Origin of the sequence: Pseudomonas petroselini, assembly GCF_045037875.1 — a bacterium.
Taxonomy (GTDB): domain Bacteria; phylum Pseudomonadota; class Gammaproteobacteria; order Pseudomonadales; family Pseudomonadaceae; genus Aquipseudomonas; species Aquipseudomonas petroselini.
Genome location: NZ_CP173614.1, coordinates 4,482,731 through 4,498,864, shown reverse-complemented (window position 1 = coordinate 4,498,864; position 16,134 = coordinate 4,482,731). Strand labels below are relative to the sequence as shown.

Sequence of the window (16,134 nt, the reverse complement as noted above, 5' to 3'; positions counted from 1 at the left end):
TGTCGTACAACTTGAGGGTGGGATTTGTAGCGCGTTTGAGGCGAAGGAGCAAGGGCATGCGTTTATATAACGGCTACCACTCTGAGTTTTTGCGGTTCGCCGAGCGTTTTCATTGAAGGATGATTTTCGGCCCATGGCGAGCATTTACCCTGCTTTCGTCGGTGGTTATCGTATGTCTACGGGCCAGACCACCCGCCCTCGGCGTTTAATCAGTCCTATCCCCTCAGAACAAGCGACATGTCTGAATAGTGATCACACATGAAGTCGACGAATGCGCGAACCTTCGGCGCCGCAAGCCGCCTGGAGGTGTGTAAGACCCAAAGCGCCGGCTCTACACCCGACACCGTTCCCCACTGAACCAACTCACCGCGGGCAAGCTGATTCCAGGCGATGGACTGTGGGATGAGCGCCGCACCGCCACCGGCGACAGCGGCATCGCGGACCATCAACAGCGAAGAGAACTGCATGGTCGGGACCGGCTCCAAGACCAACTGCCCGCCGTCAAGACGCCAGTGTGTGGGCTGGAAAGTCGACGTCACAATCGCGGGCACGGATCGGATCGCGCCGGGCATCGGCCTGAGCAGTTCAGGCGCCGCCACCACGATCAGCCGGTCCTTGGCGAAGCACCGTCCGACCAGGCTGCTGTCCGGGCTTGGGTTGATTCGAATGGCGACATCAAATTGTTCCTCCACCAGATCCACCCGTCGATCTTCCGACACCACCTCGATAAACACCTCCGGATAGGCCGCACAGAACTCGGCGCCGATACGCCCCATCGCCAGCTGCGAGAAAAGAATCGGGGCCGCGACCCGTAGACGTCCGCGCGGTGTTGAAACGCCTTCGCGCGCGGCGGTCATGGCGTCGGTCACTTCACTCAGCGGGCCTTCAGTTCGAGACATCAGCGCCTCACCGGCTTCGGTGAGTTTCAGGCCACGTGCGCTGCGCTCGATCAGCCTCACGCCCAGTTGTTCTTCAAGGTCGCTGATTCGGCGCGACAAGGTGGCTTTGGAAATACCGCTCGCGCGGCTGGCCTTGCCCAGCCCCGAATGCGTGGCGACGAGGGTGAAATCAATCAGCGCGTTCAGGTTCATGGGTGTTCCATATGTGAAACGAGGTGTCTGGATTTTGTGGTCTTCGTTTTGGAAGTGCAACGAATTACTGTCTCGTCATCGGGACACGCCATGAGGCATTTCCAATGAGCAGTCTCCAACGGTGTTGCCGCAGGACGACGTCGTCGGCTTCTCCGATATCCCGATGCACTCGCACGCAATCGCACCGTTTCACGGACGGGCAAGGTTGTTGCGGATTTCACTCGCTGATCCACTCTAAACCCACTGCAGGAGTTTCAAACATGAGCATTCTGGTTATTGGCGCCACGGGCACCCTTGGTTCACTGATCACTCAAGGCCTGGCTGACGCGGGCGCCGAGGTCAAAGCCCTTGTGCGCCAAGCGGGCAAGCGTGAATTTCCCGCCGGCGTCACTGAAGTTGTCGCAGACCTCACCGACGTCGCGTCGATGCGCGTTGCACTCGCGTCGGTGCGTACCCTGTTCCTGCTCAATGCCGTGACGCCCGACGAGGTCACTCAAGCCCTGATCACGTTGAACCTGGCGCGTGAGGCGGGTATCGAACGCATCGTTTATTTGTCGGTGATTCATGCCGACACATTCACCAACGTCCCGCACTTCACCGGCAAGCAGACGGTTGAGCGCATGATCGAGCGCCTCGACATGCCTGTAACGGTCTTGCGTCCGGCTTACTTCATGCAAAACGACCGCCTGGTGCAACAGGCTATTCAGGCCTACTCGGTATACCCGATGCCGATCGGCGCGGCGGGCGTGTCGATGATTGACGCGCGCGATATCGCTGATGTCGCGGTCGCAGAACTGCTGCGACGCGACACAGCGCCCTCGGCGCTGGGTCGTGTAACGCTGGAATTGGTTGGGCCGCAAGCGCTCACCGGTGCCTCCGTGGCGAAGACCTGGGGTGCGGCGCTAGGCCGCGAGATCGCCTACGGCGGGGATGACTTGGCCGCGTTCGAAGCACAGCTGGCTTCTTACGGCCCCAGCTGGCTGGCGTATGACATGCGCCTGATGATGGCGGGTATCCAGACCTTTGGCATGCACGCCGTTGAAGGCACGGTCGAAATGCTTGAGGCCCTCATTGGGCACCCGTTGCGCACCTACGAAGACTTCGTGCGCGAGGTCGTTGCCGAGGGTTGAACCGCGCTAAAAATCATGGATGAAACCGTCGCCCCAGCGCATCCAACCGCACCGCAATCGGCGGTAACCGCTCACTGCTTCTGGCCAGGGTTTCAACATCGTCGGCGGTGTTTTGCGCAATGCTTTGCACCGACTGCAGTCGGCCGACAATCTCCAGGTTTGCCGAGGTCTGCTCGCGTGTGGTGGTCACGATCCGGCCATTCAGGTCGTCGATGTGCGCGATGTCATTGCCCACCGCGCGCAACATTTCGACCGCTACCTGGCTGTCTTCCACGCACCGCTCCACGCCTTGGCGGCTGTCGTGCATGGCTTCGACGGCTTGGCGGCTCCCGTGCTGCAAACCCTCGATGATGGTTTTGATTTCCTGGGTGGACACCGCAGTGCGTTGCGCCAGGCTGCGGACTTCGTCGGCGACCACGGCAAAACCACGGCCTTGCTCGCCGGCGCGGGCGGCCTCGATGGCAGCGTTGAGGGCGAGCAGGTTGGTTTGGTTGGCGATGCTGCTGATGACTTCTAGCACAGTGCCGATCTGTTCGGCCTGCACGGCCAGGCCTTGTACCGTCTCATGGGTGCCGTTGAGGCGTGAGGCCAACTGGGTGATTTCCTGTTGGGCGCGGCCGACGCTTTCCTGGCCGCGCAGGATCTGTTGGCTGGCCTTGCCGGCGTGATCCACCGCTTGCTCCACGTGCACGGCGATGTGGCCCATGGCGTCTTCCATGCGCTGCATCGAGCCGGTCATCTGGGTGATTTCCGCCAGTTGGTGCCGTGCGCCTTTTTCCAGTGTGCCGCTGGCGCTGGCCAGTTCCTGGCCGAGTTGGCCGAGGCCATGGGAGTCACGGGCGACGCCGTCGATCAGGCCGGTAAGCTGCTGCAGGAAGTGGTCGAAACGCTTGGCGAGGGAGACGTGCACCTTGCCCGCGTCACCTTCGGCGGTTTCGACCGTCAGCTGGGAAGTAACCGCCAGCATTTTTTCCAGCATCTCCTGGCTCTCGACCGCTTCAGCCTGGCTGTGCACGGCCAGGTAGAGGAGGGCGACGGTTTCCATCACGACATAGAACGCATGGACAAACACCATGGCCCAACCGCCGTGATGATCCATCACGAATACCGGGAAGCCTTGATGTTGCAGCGCATGGAACACCACGTGGTGCACGGCGATAGTGGCTGCTGCGACCAGGATCGGCAGCCAATCGCGATAAAACGTCAGCACTGCCAACAGTGCGAAGATCCCGAAGTGCGCTTCGATCACGCCCTGCGCCTGGTTGATGTGCAGCGCCGCCATGACCATCAAGCCCGCGCCGAGGGCGCAACGCATCACACGGGTGCCACCGATGGCGCGGTAGAGCGCGGTCAGCACCACGCTGGTGCCGCCGCCGACGATGGCCGCTTGAATCAACGTGTCATGCCAGAACGCCAGGCCCAGTGAGAACAGGAACATCAGCCAGATCAGCGCCAGCATGATGCGGTCGGCCTTGCGGTAGTGCTCGAAAAAACGCGTGCGGATGGGCATTCACACTTACTCCATGTGGTCCGGCCGAAACAAAACGAGGGGCAGGGTGGCGCGAATTGGGTGTGCTTGGTTTTTATTGGATTGAACGATGCAAAACGGTTATCGGCAACAGGAGGAGGGACTTGAGGAGCGGCTACCCGGGTGGGTAGCCGTTTATCGGGCTGTGATCAGAAGCTGTATTTGGCCGTGACGCCAAAGCTGCGCGGGTTGCCGTAGGTGTCGGTGGATCCCCAGATCGGGCTGGTGGCGATTGCCGAGTAGTAGGTGCGGTCGAAAATGTTGTTCACGTTAAGTTGCAGGTCCAGGTGCTTGTTCACCTGGTAACCGGCCATGACGTCCGCAACCGCGTAGCTGCCTTGTTCCAGGCGATAGGTCGTGCTGTTGGCAAGGACCACGTCGTTGTACATGCGGCTCTGCCAGTAGATGTTGCCACCGATACGCAGTTTTTCCAGCGGGCCCTGGAAGCGGTAGGACGTGGTGAGCTTGAACAGACGCTCCGGAGTGTCGGTGTCGAAGCGCTGGTTGTCATTGGCCGGCTTGGTGTCTTTGATGTAATGCGCACGGGTGTAGGTGAAGCCGCCGCCAACTTGCCAGTTCTCAGTGAGCGCGCCTTGCAGTTCAAGGTCGATCCCTTGGCTGCGTACCAGGCCCGAGGCTTCATAACAGGCCGTGATCGGGCATCCGACTTGGCTGTCCGGCAGCGTTGCGCGGTTTTTCTGGTCGATCTGGAACACGGCCAGGCTGGCGTTGAGTGCTCCGTTGAAGTATTCGCCCTTGATACCGACTTCGTAGTTTTCGCCGACGATGGGCTCCAACGGTTTGTCCGAAAAGTCTCGATTTGTCTGCGGTGTGAAGATGTCGGTGTAGCTGGCATAGACCGAGTATTGATCATTCAGGTCATAGATAACGCCCGCGTAGCGCGTGAGGTTACGGGTGACTTTGTAGTCGCCGTCGCCCTGACGATCGTCGTAGTCGTACCAATCCACGCGTGCCCCGAGGATTACCTTGAGCGGGTCCGCCAGGTTCAGCCGTGTGGTCAGGTACACGCCATCCTGAGTGGTGATGCTGTGGCCTTTGCCGTCGCGCACGAAGTCCGGCTTTGCCCCGTTGAGCGGATAGTTGGTGTCGTAAGGGCTGTATTCCTTGGACGTCGCGTCGTAGATGCGTTTGCTGGTGCCGACGACCACTTCATGGGTGCGGCCGAAGGCGTCGACCGGGCCGCTGAAGAAGGTGTCCAGACCGTATTGCTTGTCGTCCTGGTGCGATTGGTAGGCAGTGCGCGCGAGCGTGGTCTGGTAGCGGGATTGGTAGGTACCGGTGAATACCCCGTCCAACTGTGACGACGAACCCGCGACGTGGAGTTTCCAGCCATTGTCGAAGCGATGCTCGATGTCACCAAATACCGTGTCGATGGTCAGTTTTTTGTTTTCCCAGTCAGAGCCTGGGTTGGTGGAGCGGGGCAGGTTCAGGTGGCGGCCGTCGGTGCCGATGGGCAAGCCACCCCAGAAGAAGTTGGTCTGGTCTTCCTGGCGCGAGAAGCCCAGGGTGGCGGTGGTGTTTTCGCTGAGGTCGGCCTCACCAATGGCGTAGAACAGGCCGTGGTCGCTTTCTTCCCCTTTGCGGAAACTATTGGCGTCGCGGTAGGAACCCACCACGCGGCCGCGCAAGGTGCCGCTGTCATTCAAGGCGCTTGAGGCGTCGAATTCACCTCGATAATCGTCCCAGCTGCCGGCGGCACCGGTGATCGACACCTGGGGCGTAGCAGTGGGGCGCTTGCGCACAAAATTGATTGCCGCCGAAGGGTTGCCGGCGCCGGTGACCAGGCCTGTGGCGCCGCGAATCACTTCCACGCGGTCAAACATCGCCAGGTTGGGTTGCACACTGTTGGCGTAGCCAGAATAGGCGCTGGGAATGCCATCAAACATCATGTTGTCGATGTCGAAGCCGCGCGAACTGTACGTCTGCCGACCGGGGCCGCTGGATTGGCTGAGGAACAGGCCGGGGGTGTTCTTGACCACGTCGTTGACGCTGGTCATGGCCTGGTCATCCATGCGCTGACGGGTGATCACCGTGACCGCCTGGGGCGTCTCGCGCATGGTCAAGGGGAGCTTGGTCGCAGTGGCCATCTCGCCGGTGGTGTAAGACTGTGTGCCTTCGGTGGTCTGGCCCAACTGTTCACTGCTGATCTGGGTGGCACCCAGCTCCAGTGTTGCGGCTTTTTCAGCCTCAGCGGCGAAGGCCGCGTGTGAAGCAGCAAGACAGACCGCCAACGCCATCAAACTGGGTGAAAAACCTTTGCCGCCGTGATGTTGCACAGACATGAAACTGACTCTCCCCGAATGCCGTCCGTGGCGAATAATAAAGATGTTGATAATTATTCGCATCAGTCTGGCAGATTGAGTCTGTAGGAAAAAGCCTTAGGGGAGAATTAGTTAACGAATTTTTCACATCTGGGTGGCGGCATTTAGCCACACCGCACCCCCTGTATGCCCCTCATTCACGCTTTGAAATGGCCACGCGACTCGTCGCCTTTACCTCCCTCAACGCCAGGCTCGACTGAATCGACGCAATCCCTAACTGGCGCCGCAACACGCTCTCGACAAACTCGCTGTAGCTGTCCAGATCCTCCGCCAGCACCTGCAACAGGTAATCGGCATCGCCGGTGATCTTATGGCACGACAACACCTGTGGCAGCTCCCTCACCACTGCCTCGAAGGCGTCGGGCGCATGGTCGGTATGGATCGCGAAACGCACATGCACGAATGCCAGGATATCCAGCCCGAGCATCTTGCGATCCAGGTTGGCCTGGTAGTCCTTGATCACGCCTTCTTCTTCCAGGCGTTTGCGGCGGCGCCAGCAGGGTGTGAGGCTCAGGGATAGCCGCTCACTCAATTGCGCGTTGGAAATACTGGCGTCTGCTTGCAGCAGGGCGAGGATGGCGAGATCGGTGTCATCAAGAACGACCTGTTTGGTTTTATTTTTCATATAGGGCAATCGCAAGGGTAAAAACACCCGATAAAACTACCAGTGGCAGAAGTAAAAGCAAAGAATGCCCGGCGTCGCCAGAACAAAATAGACCCTGTCTTTTACTGGCGGATGCCCCCACATGTTGACTGTATTTAGTGAAGACCACCGTTTGCACCATGGCACCGAACTGAAGGACGGCGTGCTCAAGCCCTCGTTCGAGCAACCAAGCCGTGCCGATACCGTGCGTGACCGCGTCAGGCAGGTTGGCCTGGGCGATATCATCACGCCACGCCGCTTTGACCGGGCCTGTTACGTCGCCGCCCACAGCGAACGCTACGTCACGTTCCTTGAAACCGCCTGGGATGAATGGACCGCCATCGGCCGTAGTCATGACGCATTGCCCCTGGTGTGGCCAGTACGCGACCTGGCCAATCAACGGGTGCCGGACTTCATTGACGGCAAGCTGGGGTTCTTCGCCATGGACGCCGGTTCACCGATCACCAGCACCACCTGGGAGGCGGTAAAGACCAGCGCGGACATCGCCCTGACCGGACTGGCGCTGCTCGATGAGGGCCACTACAGCGCCTTCGCCCTGTGTCGCCCACCGGGCCATCACGCGGCCCGCGAATACATGGGCGGTTACTGCTACCTCAACAACGCCGCCATTGCCGCGCAGCACGCCATCACCCAAGGCGCGAAGCGCATGGCCGTGCTGGATGTGGATTTTCACCATGGCAACGGCACGCAGAATATTTTCTACGACCGCTCGGACGTAATGTTCATCTCCCTGCACGGCGAACCGGCAGTGTCCTACCCGTATTTTTCCGGTGCCCGTGATGAGCGCGGCGTAGGTGTGGGGGAGGGCTTCAACCTGAATTACCCGTTGCCGAAAAACACCACCTGGGCCCACTACCAAACCGCCCTGATCGACGCTTGCGAGCAACTGCGCCGTTTTGCGCCCGAAGTGCTGGTGATCTCCCTTGGCGTCGACACCTTCAAGGACGACCCCATCAGCCATTTCCTTCTCGACAGCCAGGACTTCCTCGGCATGGGCGAAATCATCGCCAGCGTCGGCGTGCCCACGCTGTTCGTGATGGAAGGCGGCTACATGGTCGATGAGATCGGCATCAATGCCGTCAACGTGCTGCACGGTTTCGAAAGCAAATCCCAATAACAACACCCTGTCGTCTTTTCTTCTGCCAAAACTCAAAAACATAACAAGAGGTTTTGTGATGAAAACATCCACGTCTGGGCTTTATGAAAAGCCTGCGTTGCAACGCACCCTGAACAACCGCCATATCCAGTTGATGGCCATGGGCGGTGCGATCGGCACCGGCCTGTTCATGGGCTCCGGCAAGATCATCGCGCTGTCCGGCACCTCGATCATCCTGATCTACATGATCATCGGGCTCTTCGTGTATTTCGTGATGCGCGCCATGGGCGAGCTGCTGCTCTCCAACCTCAACTTCAAGAGCTTCGCCGACTTTGCCGGCGCGTACCTGGGGCCGCGTGCGGCGTTCTTCCTGGGCTGGTCGTACTGGCTGAGCTGGAGCGTGGCCGTGGTGGGGGATGCGGTGGTCGTGGGCGGGTTCTTCCAGTACTGGTTTCCCCATGTGCCGGCGTGGATGCCCGCCGTGGGCATGCTGCTCACGCTGTTCGCGTTGAACGTATTGACGGTCAAGCTGTTTGGCGAAGTGGAGTTCTGGTTTGCCATCATCAAGATCATCGCCGTGGTGACCTTGATCGGCGTCAGTGTGGTGCTGATCGCCAGCTCGTTTGTCTCGCCCACCGGCGTTACCGCTTCGTTGACCCATTTGCTGGATAAACAGGCGGCGTTTCCCAATGGCCTGTTCGGCTTTTTTGCCGGGTTCCAGATGGCGATCTTTTCCTTCGCCGGCACCGAGCTGATCGGCACCGCCGCCGCCGAAACCCGTGCACCGGAGCGCACCTTACCGAAGGCGATCAACTCGATCCCGTTGCGTATCATCCTGTTCTACGTGCTGGCCCTGGCGTGCATCATCGCGGTGACTTCATGGCAGCAGGTCTCGCCAAGCAAGAGTCCGTTTGTGGAGTTGTTCCTGGTGGCAGGCTTCCCCGCCGCCGCGGGCATCGTCAATTTCGTGGTACTCACCTCGGCGGCATCCTCGGCCAACAGCGGGGTGTTTTCCGCCAGCCGCATGTTGTTCGGGTTGGCCGACCTGGGCGACGCACCGGGGATCTTCCGGCGCCTGTCGAGCAGCAGCGTGCCGTTTATCAGCCTGGCATTCACCACCTTGCTGATGCTCTTGGGGCTGGTGTTGCTGTTTGTGGTGCCGGAGGTGATGACCGCCTTCACCATCGTGTCGACGGTGTCGGCGATCCTGGTGATCTTTACCTGGTCGACCATCCTCGCGTCCTACATCGCCTACCGCAAAAAACGCCCGGACCTGCACGCCAAATCCCTCTACAAGATGCCCGGCGGTGTACCGATGGCCTGGTTTTCCCTGGCGTTTCTGCTGTTTGTACTCGGCCTGTTGGCGTTGCGGCCGGACACACGCCTGGCGCTGTATGTGATGCCAGCTTGGTTCATCTGGCTGGGAATTGCCTACCAGCTCTCGCGCTATCGGGGTGCCCATTGGATGAAGGCTGCCGATTCGGTCACAGGTGACCCGCGCCAATGATCGCCTTGGCAAACGCCTCGGGCCTTTGCGCGTGGGTCGATACACACCTAGAACGCCACCCTTACACCCACTGTGCCTTCGCGGCCGTTATAGGTGTTGCTATCCAGATTGCGGTTGTAACCGACTTCGCCGTACAGGCTCACACCTTGAGCGACCTGTAGCGTGGCCCCCAGGCTGACCTCCATCGTCGCGGCTTTTTGTTCGGTGTCGATACGGGTGGCCTGGTTGTAAATCACGCTATTGTCCCCGGCACGGGCGTGCCATACGTTTGCGCGCACATAGGGTTGCAAGGGCAGGCCACCGACCTTGTAGTCGCCGCGCAGACGTACACCCAGGCGCGTGGTGACGCCGGTATCGGCGTCATACTTAACGTCGGAAATACCGTCGTTCTGGCTGTCGAGCCGGGTCTTGCCAACGATCAACTGAGCCTGGGGTTCGACGGTCCAGGTCCGGGTGACCTGGAGTGGCCAGCCGACTTCCACGGATGCCGTCACGTTATGTCCACGGGTCTTCATCTTCACGCCGCGATCCGACTCGTTGTTGCCATTAAAGCGGGTGCCCATCAGCACCAGGTCCGCATAGGCCTGATGGGCACCGATCAGCGTCCAGTAAACCCCCAGGCTGTCGCCGCGCAAGGTAGTTTTGCCGGCGTCCCTGCCTTGCCAGCCGCCGCTGAAGCCTTTGACGTTGCCTTTGAGCGTGCTATGGCCCACAAACACCCCGGCGCGCTGGGTGCGGCCACCGTCGTCGGTGTCGGCGTAGACATCACGTCCCACTTGAAAACCCTGGACGCTGCTGTCCAGCGTTGGCCTGACAGTCCCGGCGAAGCCTTGGCGACTGCTGCTGCCATAGAATCGACCCCAGCCCACTGGGCTGTTGCCGGCCAGTTGCTGGCCCTGGTCGCCCAGGCGTTCGTGATAGGTCCCCAGCATGGCGCGCACGATCTGGTCCGCAGCCGGAAACAGCACCGCGTAGATCGGCACTTCTTTGCGGTAGAGGGGGATCGGTTCAACGCCTGGGTTGGGGGGCAGGGGCTCCTCACCGGGGCCCGGCAAGGGCACGATAATGATGGGGTCGGTGGGCTGTACCGGGACGCTGGAGCGCAGGTAATAGTTATCGGCCGTGCCCGCCGTGACACCGCCCTTGAACAGGCGATAGTCGAACGCCCCTGCGGACACCGGGCCTGCCAGGCGAAAGGCAGCGGCACTGCCAGTGGCGCCGTTGAGTACCTGCACCACTTGGATACCATCCTGCAACGTCGCTGCGCCTGCGCCGCCCAGGTTGGTCACGCTGATTGCCGTGGTGCCCCCTAGCGTGCCCTGGTTGATCACCAGTTTGTCGCTGGGTGAACCGTCGCCGGCCAAAACGCTTTGCAGGGCCAGTCGCCCGCTGTTGCCGGTGTAGTTGCCGTTGATGGTCAAGGTATCGCGGGCGCTGGCGCTGCCGGTGGTCATATCGATCAGGCCGCTGTTGTTGACGGCAACCCACTGGCCGGCGGTAAAAGCTTCGATCACGCCCGTGTTGACCAGCAGCCGACTTGTGCCATCCAGCCCCAGGGTGCCGGTGCCTGTCCCACTGTCACCCAGCTTGAGCGTGCCTCCCAACGTCAGCGTTGAAGCGTTGTCCAGCTGAATGGTTTCCCATTGCGTCAACAGTTGCGGATTCCCGACGGTGGTGGTGTCCAGGGTCAGCGTGTCGTTGCCCAGGCCACCCTCCAGCAGTTGCGCGGCGGCCACTTGAGAACCCGTCAGGTTCTGGAGGCGTGCGCTGTCGTCCCCGGCGCCCATCAGCACGGATGAATGCAGATTGCCGCCCGTCCAGATGAAGGCGTCGTTGCCGAAACTGAGCAGTATCTGGCCATTGACCTCGCCACCCGAAACGGTCACTTGATCGTTACCGCCGCTGACACTGATATTGCCGCCCACGAACGCCGTGCCTGAAATCAGCACGGTGTCGTTGCCGAAGCCGGTCACCAGGTTGCCAATGATGCGGCCTCCCGACATATCAAAAATATTGTCGTCGAGTTTCATATCGACGCGCCCGATGCTGCCGCCGGTCATCCTGGCACGGTCACCGTCCTCGAACGCCCCGGTGATCGTTCCGCCACTCATGAAGAAGTCGTCCAGGCCGTCGCCCTGCTCCAGCAGGGCAACGGTGCCGCCGCTCATGGAAAAATTATCGATACCCGTTCCCTGGCGCACCGCACCGGCTTGGCCACCCGAAATCTGTGCCACGTCCGTGCCCGCGCCCTGGGTCACGGACCCCGTTATGTTCCCCAGGTTGAGCCTGAAGATATTGGCGCCGTCGCCCTGGTCGAGGTTCCCATCAATCCCGGCACTGGGTCCGTTCACATCCACCAGATCATTGCCGGCGCCAAAGGTGACATTGCCGGTAATCCGGCCCGTCTGCGTGACAGTGAGGGTGTTGTTGCCTCCCGTGTCGGCAAACCCAGGAGCCGTGGCGCTATCACAGGTAGAGGTGTCATCGCCGGCCGTGGTGTTGAGGGTGCACGCCGCATTAGAGGCGCCAGGCACCGCCGCCATGACGATCAGGTACAACCACGAGAGTGTCCGCATGCGCATGATCCGTCCTCACTTGAGGGGAAGGTGCCCCGGCACCTGCAAAGGCAGGTACGGGCCAGACCATGACAACGTGATGCGCGATACGGAGCAGGGACAGCGGATTACCCAGTTCTGAAAACACCGGCCAGTGCAAAGGGTTGGCATGGCTTTCTCGACTGCACCTCAACCTGTGCAGCCTGTTTTGCACCCTAGCCACACATCGCGCAGGGCGCTACTGTCAGAACTGACAGGTGTAGACGAGTGGGGAGCCTACGTAAGCACGATCTCATACGGCTCGCGCATTCTTTCCAGCAACACCTGGGCCAGCATCGGTGGCAGGCCGATCTCCGGGTCACCGGCCAGTTGGCTGGCGTAGGCATGGGCGGCATGGAGTTTGCGCGCCACGCTCCAGGTGTCCAGGCGCACCTTGCGCGCGCGTTGCCAGGGGATGATCGCCCCTTCGCGGGCAGGCCAGTGCCAGGCCCAGATCGGCAGTTCGTACACCTGCGCGCCGACCAGGCTGCAGGCCTTGGCGCTGGCACGGCCGACGGCGTCGTGGTCCTCATTGCCGTCATTGCGCCAGGTGCTGAACACCACATCACCCGGTTGCAGGTAGCGCGCAATGAAAGGGCTCAGCTGCGGTTCGCGGGCGGCGAGGGCGTTATCGCAAAAGCCGCCGCGGATCCACTTCAGGCTGTGCAGCGGCATGCCCAGGCGGCGCAGGGCCTCGGCACTTTCCTGGGGGCGGATCACGCTGAGGCGGCTGGCTGGCCACACGTTGGAACCTGGATGACTGGCGCTGCCGTCGGTGATGGAGATCAGTTGCAGCGGATGTTCCCGCGTGCTGAGTAACTGCAGCAAGCCGCCGCAGGCCAATACTTCGTCGCCGGGGTGAGGGGCGACAATCACCACGCGTGCGCCGCGCGGCACTAAAGCGGAAGGGGTAATGGGCGGGATTTGCGCCAGCTGTGGGGCGCTGTTCCAGATTTGAGCAGGGCCGCTACGGCCGTCGCTTAAGGAAGCAAGCTTCATGGGTGTCACATCCTTGTCGGTTGATGCTGGGTCGTGCCCCGTTGACGGGACGACGCTCTTTTATTCACCGCAGGCTCCGCCGCGGTGATGGCATGGCATTCCACTCCAGGAATGCCAGCAAGGCGTCCTCAGCATAGACAAGGATTGCCGGGTTTCACATTTTGTAACGTCGTTTTTTTAAGTGGCGTGCATCAGGGTCTTCAAATAGTCGCCGAAACCGCCTTGTGCACGAGCGTCCAGGCGCGCACTGGTGATCACTTGCGGGGTGTGGCTCCACGCGATAGAGGCGCCGCACAACTCAAGGTTGCGCACCAATTGGACATCCTCATGGCACGGCAGGGGGTCGAAACCCCCGGCGCGAATATAAGCGCCGGCGCTTACCCCCAGGTTGGCACCGTGGATGTGCCGATGACCGTCCCGGGCCTCATAGCCTTGGTGATAGCGAATCTGCGCCGCAGGGTCGAAATCTTCACTCCAGGCATCCACGGTCACGGTGCCGCATACCGCGTCCACTCCCAGTGCCAATTGGGCCACCAGCCAATCGGGCGCCACCCGGCTGTCGGCGTCGGTGCAGGAGATCCAGCGCGCACCTTGATTGAGCAGGTGACGTGCGCCCACACCCCGCACATGGCCCACATTGCGCGCCTGGGCTTCCAGGCACTGCACCGGGTAGGCCTGTGCAATCGCGGCACTGCCATCGCTGCAACTGTCGAGCACGACCAGGATAGTCACCGCTTCGCTCAACAGGCCAGGGTGGGCCGCGGCGATCAGTGCCGCTTTCAGGCAGTCGCCCAGCAACGCCTCTTCGTTATGTACCGGGATCAGAATGCCGATCATCGCAGGCCCTCAAGGGTAGCGACCGAGGTGCCATCGCAGCTCCACAGGTCGAGCAGAAAGTCATGTTCGTGATAGCTGGCCACCTGCGGCATCGCCAATCGTTGCTGCAGCAAGGCATGCACCTCTTCGGCGGTTTGCGGGCAGCCTGCGATAGGTGGACGCCAATGGCAGGCCAGTAACTGGCCGTCGGCGGTCAACGACGCGCGGGCGCGATCGATCAACCGGCAGAGGTCTTCGGCATCCAGGTAGTAGCACAACTCGCTCAGCACGATCAGCTCGAACCGGCCGGTGGGCCACTGCTCGGGCAAACGGCTCTGCTGCACCTCGGCATGGGGGAAGCCGAGCAAGCGACTGCGCGCAAGGGCCACGGCCGCCGAGGCAGTGTCGCAACACAACAGGCGATCACAGCGGGCGGCCAGCTCGAAACTCAGTTCGCCATTGGCGCAACCCGGTTCAAACACCGAGGCATAGCGAGGCCGCGTGAGCATAGCCAAGGTCATCGCGCGTTTGCGTCGTTCGTACCAGCGTTGGCGAAAGGCCCAGGGGTCGTCGTTTTCGGCGAACAGTTGGTCGAAGTAAGGCGTAGCCACACTCATACGAATACCACTTCAAAGGGTTGCAACAGGCGCTCCACCACATAGGGCGCGAGCACGGGCGCCAGGCCGATCTGCGGGTCGCCTTCCAGTTGGCTGGCGAACGCATGGATGGCGTGGCGCTTACGGGCCACGGCTTCGCAGGTCAGCGGGATCTTGCGCGCGCGGTGCCAGGGCACCAGGCTGTTTTCCGGGGTTGCCCAGTGCCAGGTCCACACCGGCAACTCATACAGGGTGGCGCCTACCGCCTGGGCAGCCTTGGCGCTGGCACGGCCGACGGCCTCATGGTCGCAATGGCCGTCTTCGCGCCAGGTGGTGAACACCACATCGGTGGGCTTGAGGTAGCGCTGGATAAACGCGGCGAGTTCCGCTTCGCGAGCGGCCACCTGGCTGTCGGCAAACCCTGCGCGCAGCCATTTCAGGCTGTGCAGTGGCAAGCCGAGGCGATGCAGGGCCTGGGCGGACTCTTGAGGGCGCACCACGCTCAGGCGTTCCACCGACCAGCGCTGCGAACCGGGGTGACTGGCGCTGCCATCGGTCACCGAAATCAGCTGGATCGGCCGGCCCAGCGCCGCCAATCCCTGCATCAACCCGCCGCACCCCAGCACTTCATCATCCGGATGGGGCGCGATGATCACGGCACGATGCCCTTCGGGAACCAATTGTTCGACGCTGATGTGGGGCAGCTCGGCCATTTTCGCTGAGGCCTGCCAGTGATGCAGCGGCGTGCCCTGGCCCACAATCGGGTTGGGTTTCATAACTGCCACCTCCCTGTGGAGTCGTCTGCGACCAATGCTCCGAGGCCTGCCAAGTCGCGCTCGGCATGGCTCTGACGCATATACACCGGCAAGTCCGCCATCAATTGGGCAAAATGCGGGTCCTTGCAGAAAGGCCCCGCGCCGACCGCGCGGCCGACGTGGTGCATCACTTGCTCAACGGCGTCTTCGATGCAGGCACGGGTCTGCTGAGCCAGTTCCCTGGCGTCGGCCTTGGGTGCGCGGTCGATCTGTTCGGCGCTGGCGCGCAGTACGCAGGCAGCGCTGTTCAATACGCTGTCGACGGCGCCGAGGTGGGCGAGGGCGTGCGGCTCGGGGCGCTTGCCGCAATGTTCGCGCAAGACTTCCGCCAGCCGTTGCGCCGCGCCGTACCAACAGGCGGCGATACCGATGCCGCCTTGCCAGAAACCGGGGCGGGCGAGGTAGTCGCCCGGTCCACCAACGGCCAGCCCCCACGCCCCGTCAAACACAATCTCCACACTGCCGGTGGCGGCCATGCCCACCGCGTTCCAGCCCTCGTCAGTGACGGTGATGCCGGGTTGATCCATGTGCACCGCTACCAACTGCTGCCGATCTTCTTCATCCCAGGCGGTCATCAACCCATGGCTGACCACCGCCGCGCCGGAGCACCAGGCTTTACGCCCTTGTACCCTGAGGCGATGACCCTCTTGCAGCACACGCACCTTGGCCGTTGGCGGCTCGGCCGCCCACATGCCCCATGTGCTGCCCAAGGGCGGCAAGGGGCTGTTGAGCTCGGCAATAATCGCCAAGGCATCGGTGTGGCCTTCGAACAGCTTGCACAGGCGCAGGTCATGGCCTGCCACCTGCGCCAAGCGGCTGAACCGCGCCAGTGTCTGGCCGCTGCCCGGCAAGGGCAGTTGGTCCAGGCCTTCCTCCTGAAGCGCCTTCAGGGCCGCGCCCAGGGCTTGCGTGTCCGCATAGCCCCGGTAGCCCTGAAGGAATCCATGCAAAGCCAT

The 16,134-nt window shown here is 61.7% G+C and carries 13 protein-coding genes; 3 read left to right on the top strand and 10 right to left on the bottom strand.

Annotation, left to right across the window (positions count from 1 at the left end; all coding sequences use genetic code 11):
- Positions 1 to 215: 215 nt before the first annotated feature.
- The gene (locus ACI512_RS20600; RefSeq protein WP_064053463.1) at positions 216 to 1,091 is read right to left on the bottom strand and encodes a LysR family transcriptional regulator; all 876 of its coding nucleotides are present in this window, start codon (positions 1,089 to 1,091) and stop codon (positions 216 to 218) included.
- 260 nt (positions 1,092 to 1,351) lie between these two features.
- On the opposite strand from ACI512_RS20600, the gene ACI512_RS20595 reads away from it, so the two are divergent.
- Complete coding sequence (locus tag ACI512_RS20595) at positions 1,352 to 2,221, top strand: SDR family oxidoreductase (RefSeq protein ID WP_236381559.1); 870 nt, start codon at positions 1,352 to 1,354, stop codon at positions 2,219 to 2,221.
- 13 nt (positions 2,222 to 2,234) lie between these two features.
- Here ACI512_RS20595 and ACI512_RS20590 read toward each other — a convergent pair whose 3' ends face one another.
- From ACI512_RS20590 to ACI512_RS20580, 3 genes are all read right to left on the bottom strand, one after another.
- Positions 2,235 to 3,731, bottom strand: a complete 1,497-nt coding sequence (locus tag ACI512_RS20590) for a methyl-accepting chemotaxis protein (RefSeq protein WP_046036159.1) — start codon at positions 3,729 to 3,731, stop codon at positions 2,235 to 2,237.
- A 167-nt stretch (positions 3,732 to 3,898) separates the two neighbouring features.
- Entirely contained in the window at positions 3,899 to 6,052 is a 2,154-nt protein-coding gene (locus ACI512_RS20585) for a TonB-dependent siderophore receptor (protein ID WP_236381561.1), read from the bottom strand.
- A 172-nt stretch (positions 6,053 to 6,224) separates the two neighbouring features.
- Positions 6,225 to 6,716: an Lrp/AsnC family transcriptional regulator gene (locus ACI512_RS20580; RefSeq protein ID WP_064053466.1), complete on the bottom strand. Its 492-nt coding sequence runs from the start codon at positions 6,714 to 6,716 to the stop codon at positions 6,225 to 6,227.
- Positions 6,717 to 6,837: 121 nt separating this feature from the next.
- Between ACI512_RS20580 and ACI512_RS20575 the strand changes: the two genes are divergently transcribed.
- The gene (locus tag ACI512_RS20575) at positions 6,838 to 7,872 is read left to right on the top strand and encodes a histone deacetylase family protein (RefSeq protein WP_236381563.1); all 1,035 of its coding nucleotides are present in this window, start codon (positions 6,838 to 6,840) and stop codon (positions 7,870 to 7,872) included.
- 58 nt (positions 7,873 to 7,930) lie between these two features.
- Complete coding sequence (locus ACI512_RS20570; RefSeq protein ID WP_046036156.1) at positions 7,931 to 9,358, top strand: amino acid permease; 1,428 nt, start codon at positions 7,931 to 7,933, stop codon at positions 9,356 to 9,358.
- A gap of 47 nt (positions 9,359 to 9,405) precedes the next feature.
- On the opposite strand, the gene ACI512_RS20565 is transcribed toward ACI512_RS20570, so the two are convergent.
- From ACI512_RS20565 to ACI512_RS20540, 6 genes are all read right to left on the bottom strand, one after another.
- Positions 9,406 to 11,940 carry an autotransporter outer membrane beta-barrel domain-containing protein gene (locus ACI512_RS20565; RefSeq protein WP_236381571.1) on the bottom strand — a complete coding sequence of 845 codons (2,535 nt, stop codon included), beginning with the start codon at positions 11,938 to 11,940 and terminating at the stop codon, positions 9,406 to 9,408.
- A gap of 249 nt (positions 11,941 to 12,189) precedes the next feature.
- Complete coding sequence (locus ACI512_RS20560; protein WP_236381573.1) at positions 12,190 to 12,951, bottom strand: PIG-L deacetylase family protein; 762 nt, start codon at positions 12,949 to 12,951, stop codon at positions 12,190 to 12,192.
- Positions 12,952 to 13,128: 177 nt separating this feature from the next.
- Positions 13,129 to 13,788 (bottom strand): glycosyltransferase family 2 protein, encoded by a 660-nt coding sequence (locus ACI512_RS20555; RefSeq protein WP_236381574.1) that lies wholly within the window; start codon positions 13,786 to 13,788, stop codon positions 13,129 to 13,131.
- A complete protein-coding gene (locus ACI512_RS20550; RefSeq protein WP_012724529.1) occupies positions 13,785 to 14,384 on the bottom strand; it encodes an SAM-dependent methyltransferase in 600 nt (199 codons plus the stop codon). Before ACI512_RS20550 ends, ACI512_RS20555 begins: the two co-directional genes overlap by 4 nt.
- The gene (locus tag ACI512_RS20545; protein ID WP_012724528.1) at positions 14,381 to 15,139 is read right to left on the bottom strand and encodes a PIG-L deacetylase family protein; all 759 of its coding nucleotides are present in this window, start codon (positions 15,137 to 15,139) and stop codon (positions 14,381 to 14,383) included. Before ACI512_RS20545 ends, ACI512_RS20550 begins: the two co-directional genes overlap by 4 nt.
- The gene (locus ACI512_RS20540; RefSeq protein ID WP_405121296.1) at positions 15,136 to 16,134 is read right to left on the bottom strand and encodes an acyl-CoA dehydrogenase; all 999 of its coding nucleotides are present in this window, start codon (positions 16,132 to 16,134) and stop codon (positions 15,136 to 15,138) included. Before ACI512_RS20540 ends, ACI512_RS20545 begins: the two co-directional genes overlap by 4 nt.

Bases quoted from the DNA above. Each gene is read 5' to 3' on its own strand.
- ACI512_RS20545 (WP_012724528.1), bottom strand. From the start codon at position 15,139: ATGAAACCCAACCCGATTGTGGGCCAGGGCACGCCGCTGCATCACTGG.
- ACI512_RS20600 (WP_064053463.1), bottom strand. From the start codon at position 1,091: ATGAACCTGAACGCGCTGATTGATTTCACCCTCGTCGCCACGCATTCG.
- ACI512_RS20575 (WP_236381563.1), top strand. From the start codon at position 6,838: ATGTTGACTGTATTTAGTGAAGACCACCGTTTGCACCATGGCACCGAA.
- ACI512_RS20595 (WP_236381559.1), top strand. From the start codon at position 1,352: ATGAGCATTCTGGTTATTGGCGCCACGGGCACCCTTGGTTCACTGATC.
- ACI512_RS20550 (WP_012724529.1), bottom strand. From the start codon at position 14,384: ATGAGTGTGGCTACGCCTTACTTCGACCAACTGTTCGCCGAAAACGAC.
- ACI512_RS20590 (WP_046036159.1), bottom strand. From the start codon at position 3,731: ATGCCCATCCGCACGCGTTTTTTCGAGCACTACCGCAAGGCCGACCGC.
- ACI512_RS20555 (WP_236381574.1), bottom strand. From the start codon at position 13,788: ATGATCGGCATTCTGATCCCGGTACATAACGAAGAGGCGTTGCTGGGC.
- ACI512_RS20570 (WP_046036156.1), top strand. From the start codon at position 7,931: ATGAAAACATCCACGTCTGGGCTTTATGAAAAGCCTGCGTTGCAACGC.
- ACI512_RS20580 (WP_064053466.1), bottom strand. From the start codon at position 6,716: ATGAAAAATAAAACCAAACAGGTCGTTCTTGATGACACCGATCTCGCC.
- ACI512_RS20540 (WP_405121296.1), bottom strand. From the start codon at position 16,134: ATGGCTTTGCATGGATTCCTTCAGGGCTACCGGGGCTATGCGGACACG.
- ACI512_RS20585 (WP_236381561.1), bottom strand. From the start codon at position 6,052: ATGTCTGTGCAACATCACGGCGGCAAAGGTTTTTCACCCAGTTTGATG.
- ACI512_RS20560 (WP_236381573.1), bottom strand. From the start codon at position 12,951: ATGAAGCTTGCTTCCTTAAGCGACGGCCGTAGCGGCCCTGCTCAAATC.
- ACI512_RS20565 (WP_236381571.1), bottom strand. From the start codon at position 11,940: ATGCGCATGCGGACACTCTCGTGGTTGTACCTGATCGTCATGGCGGCG.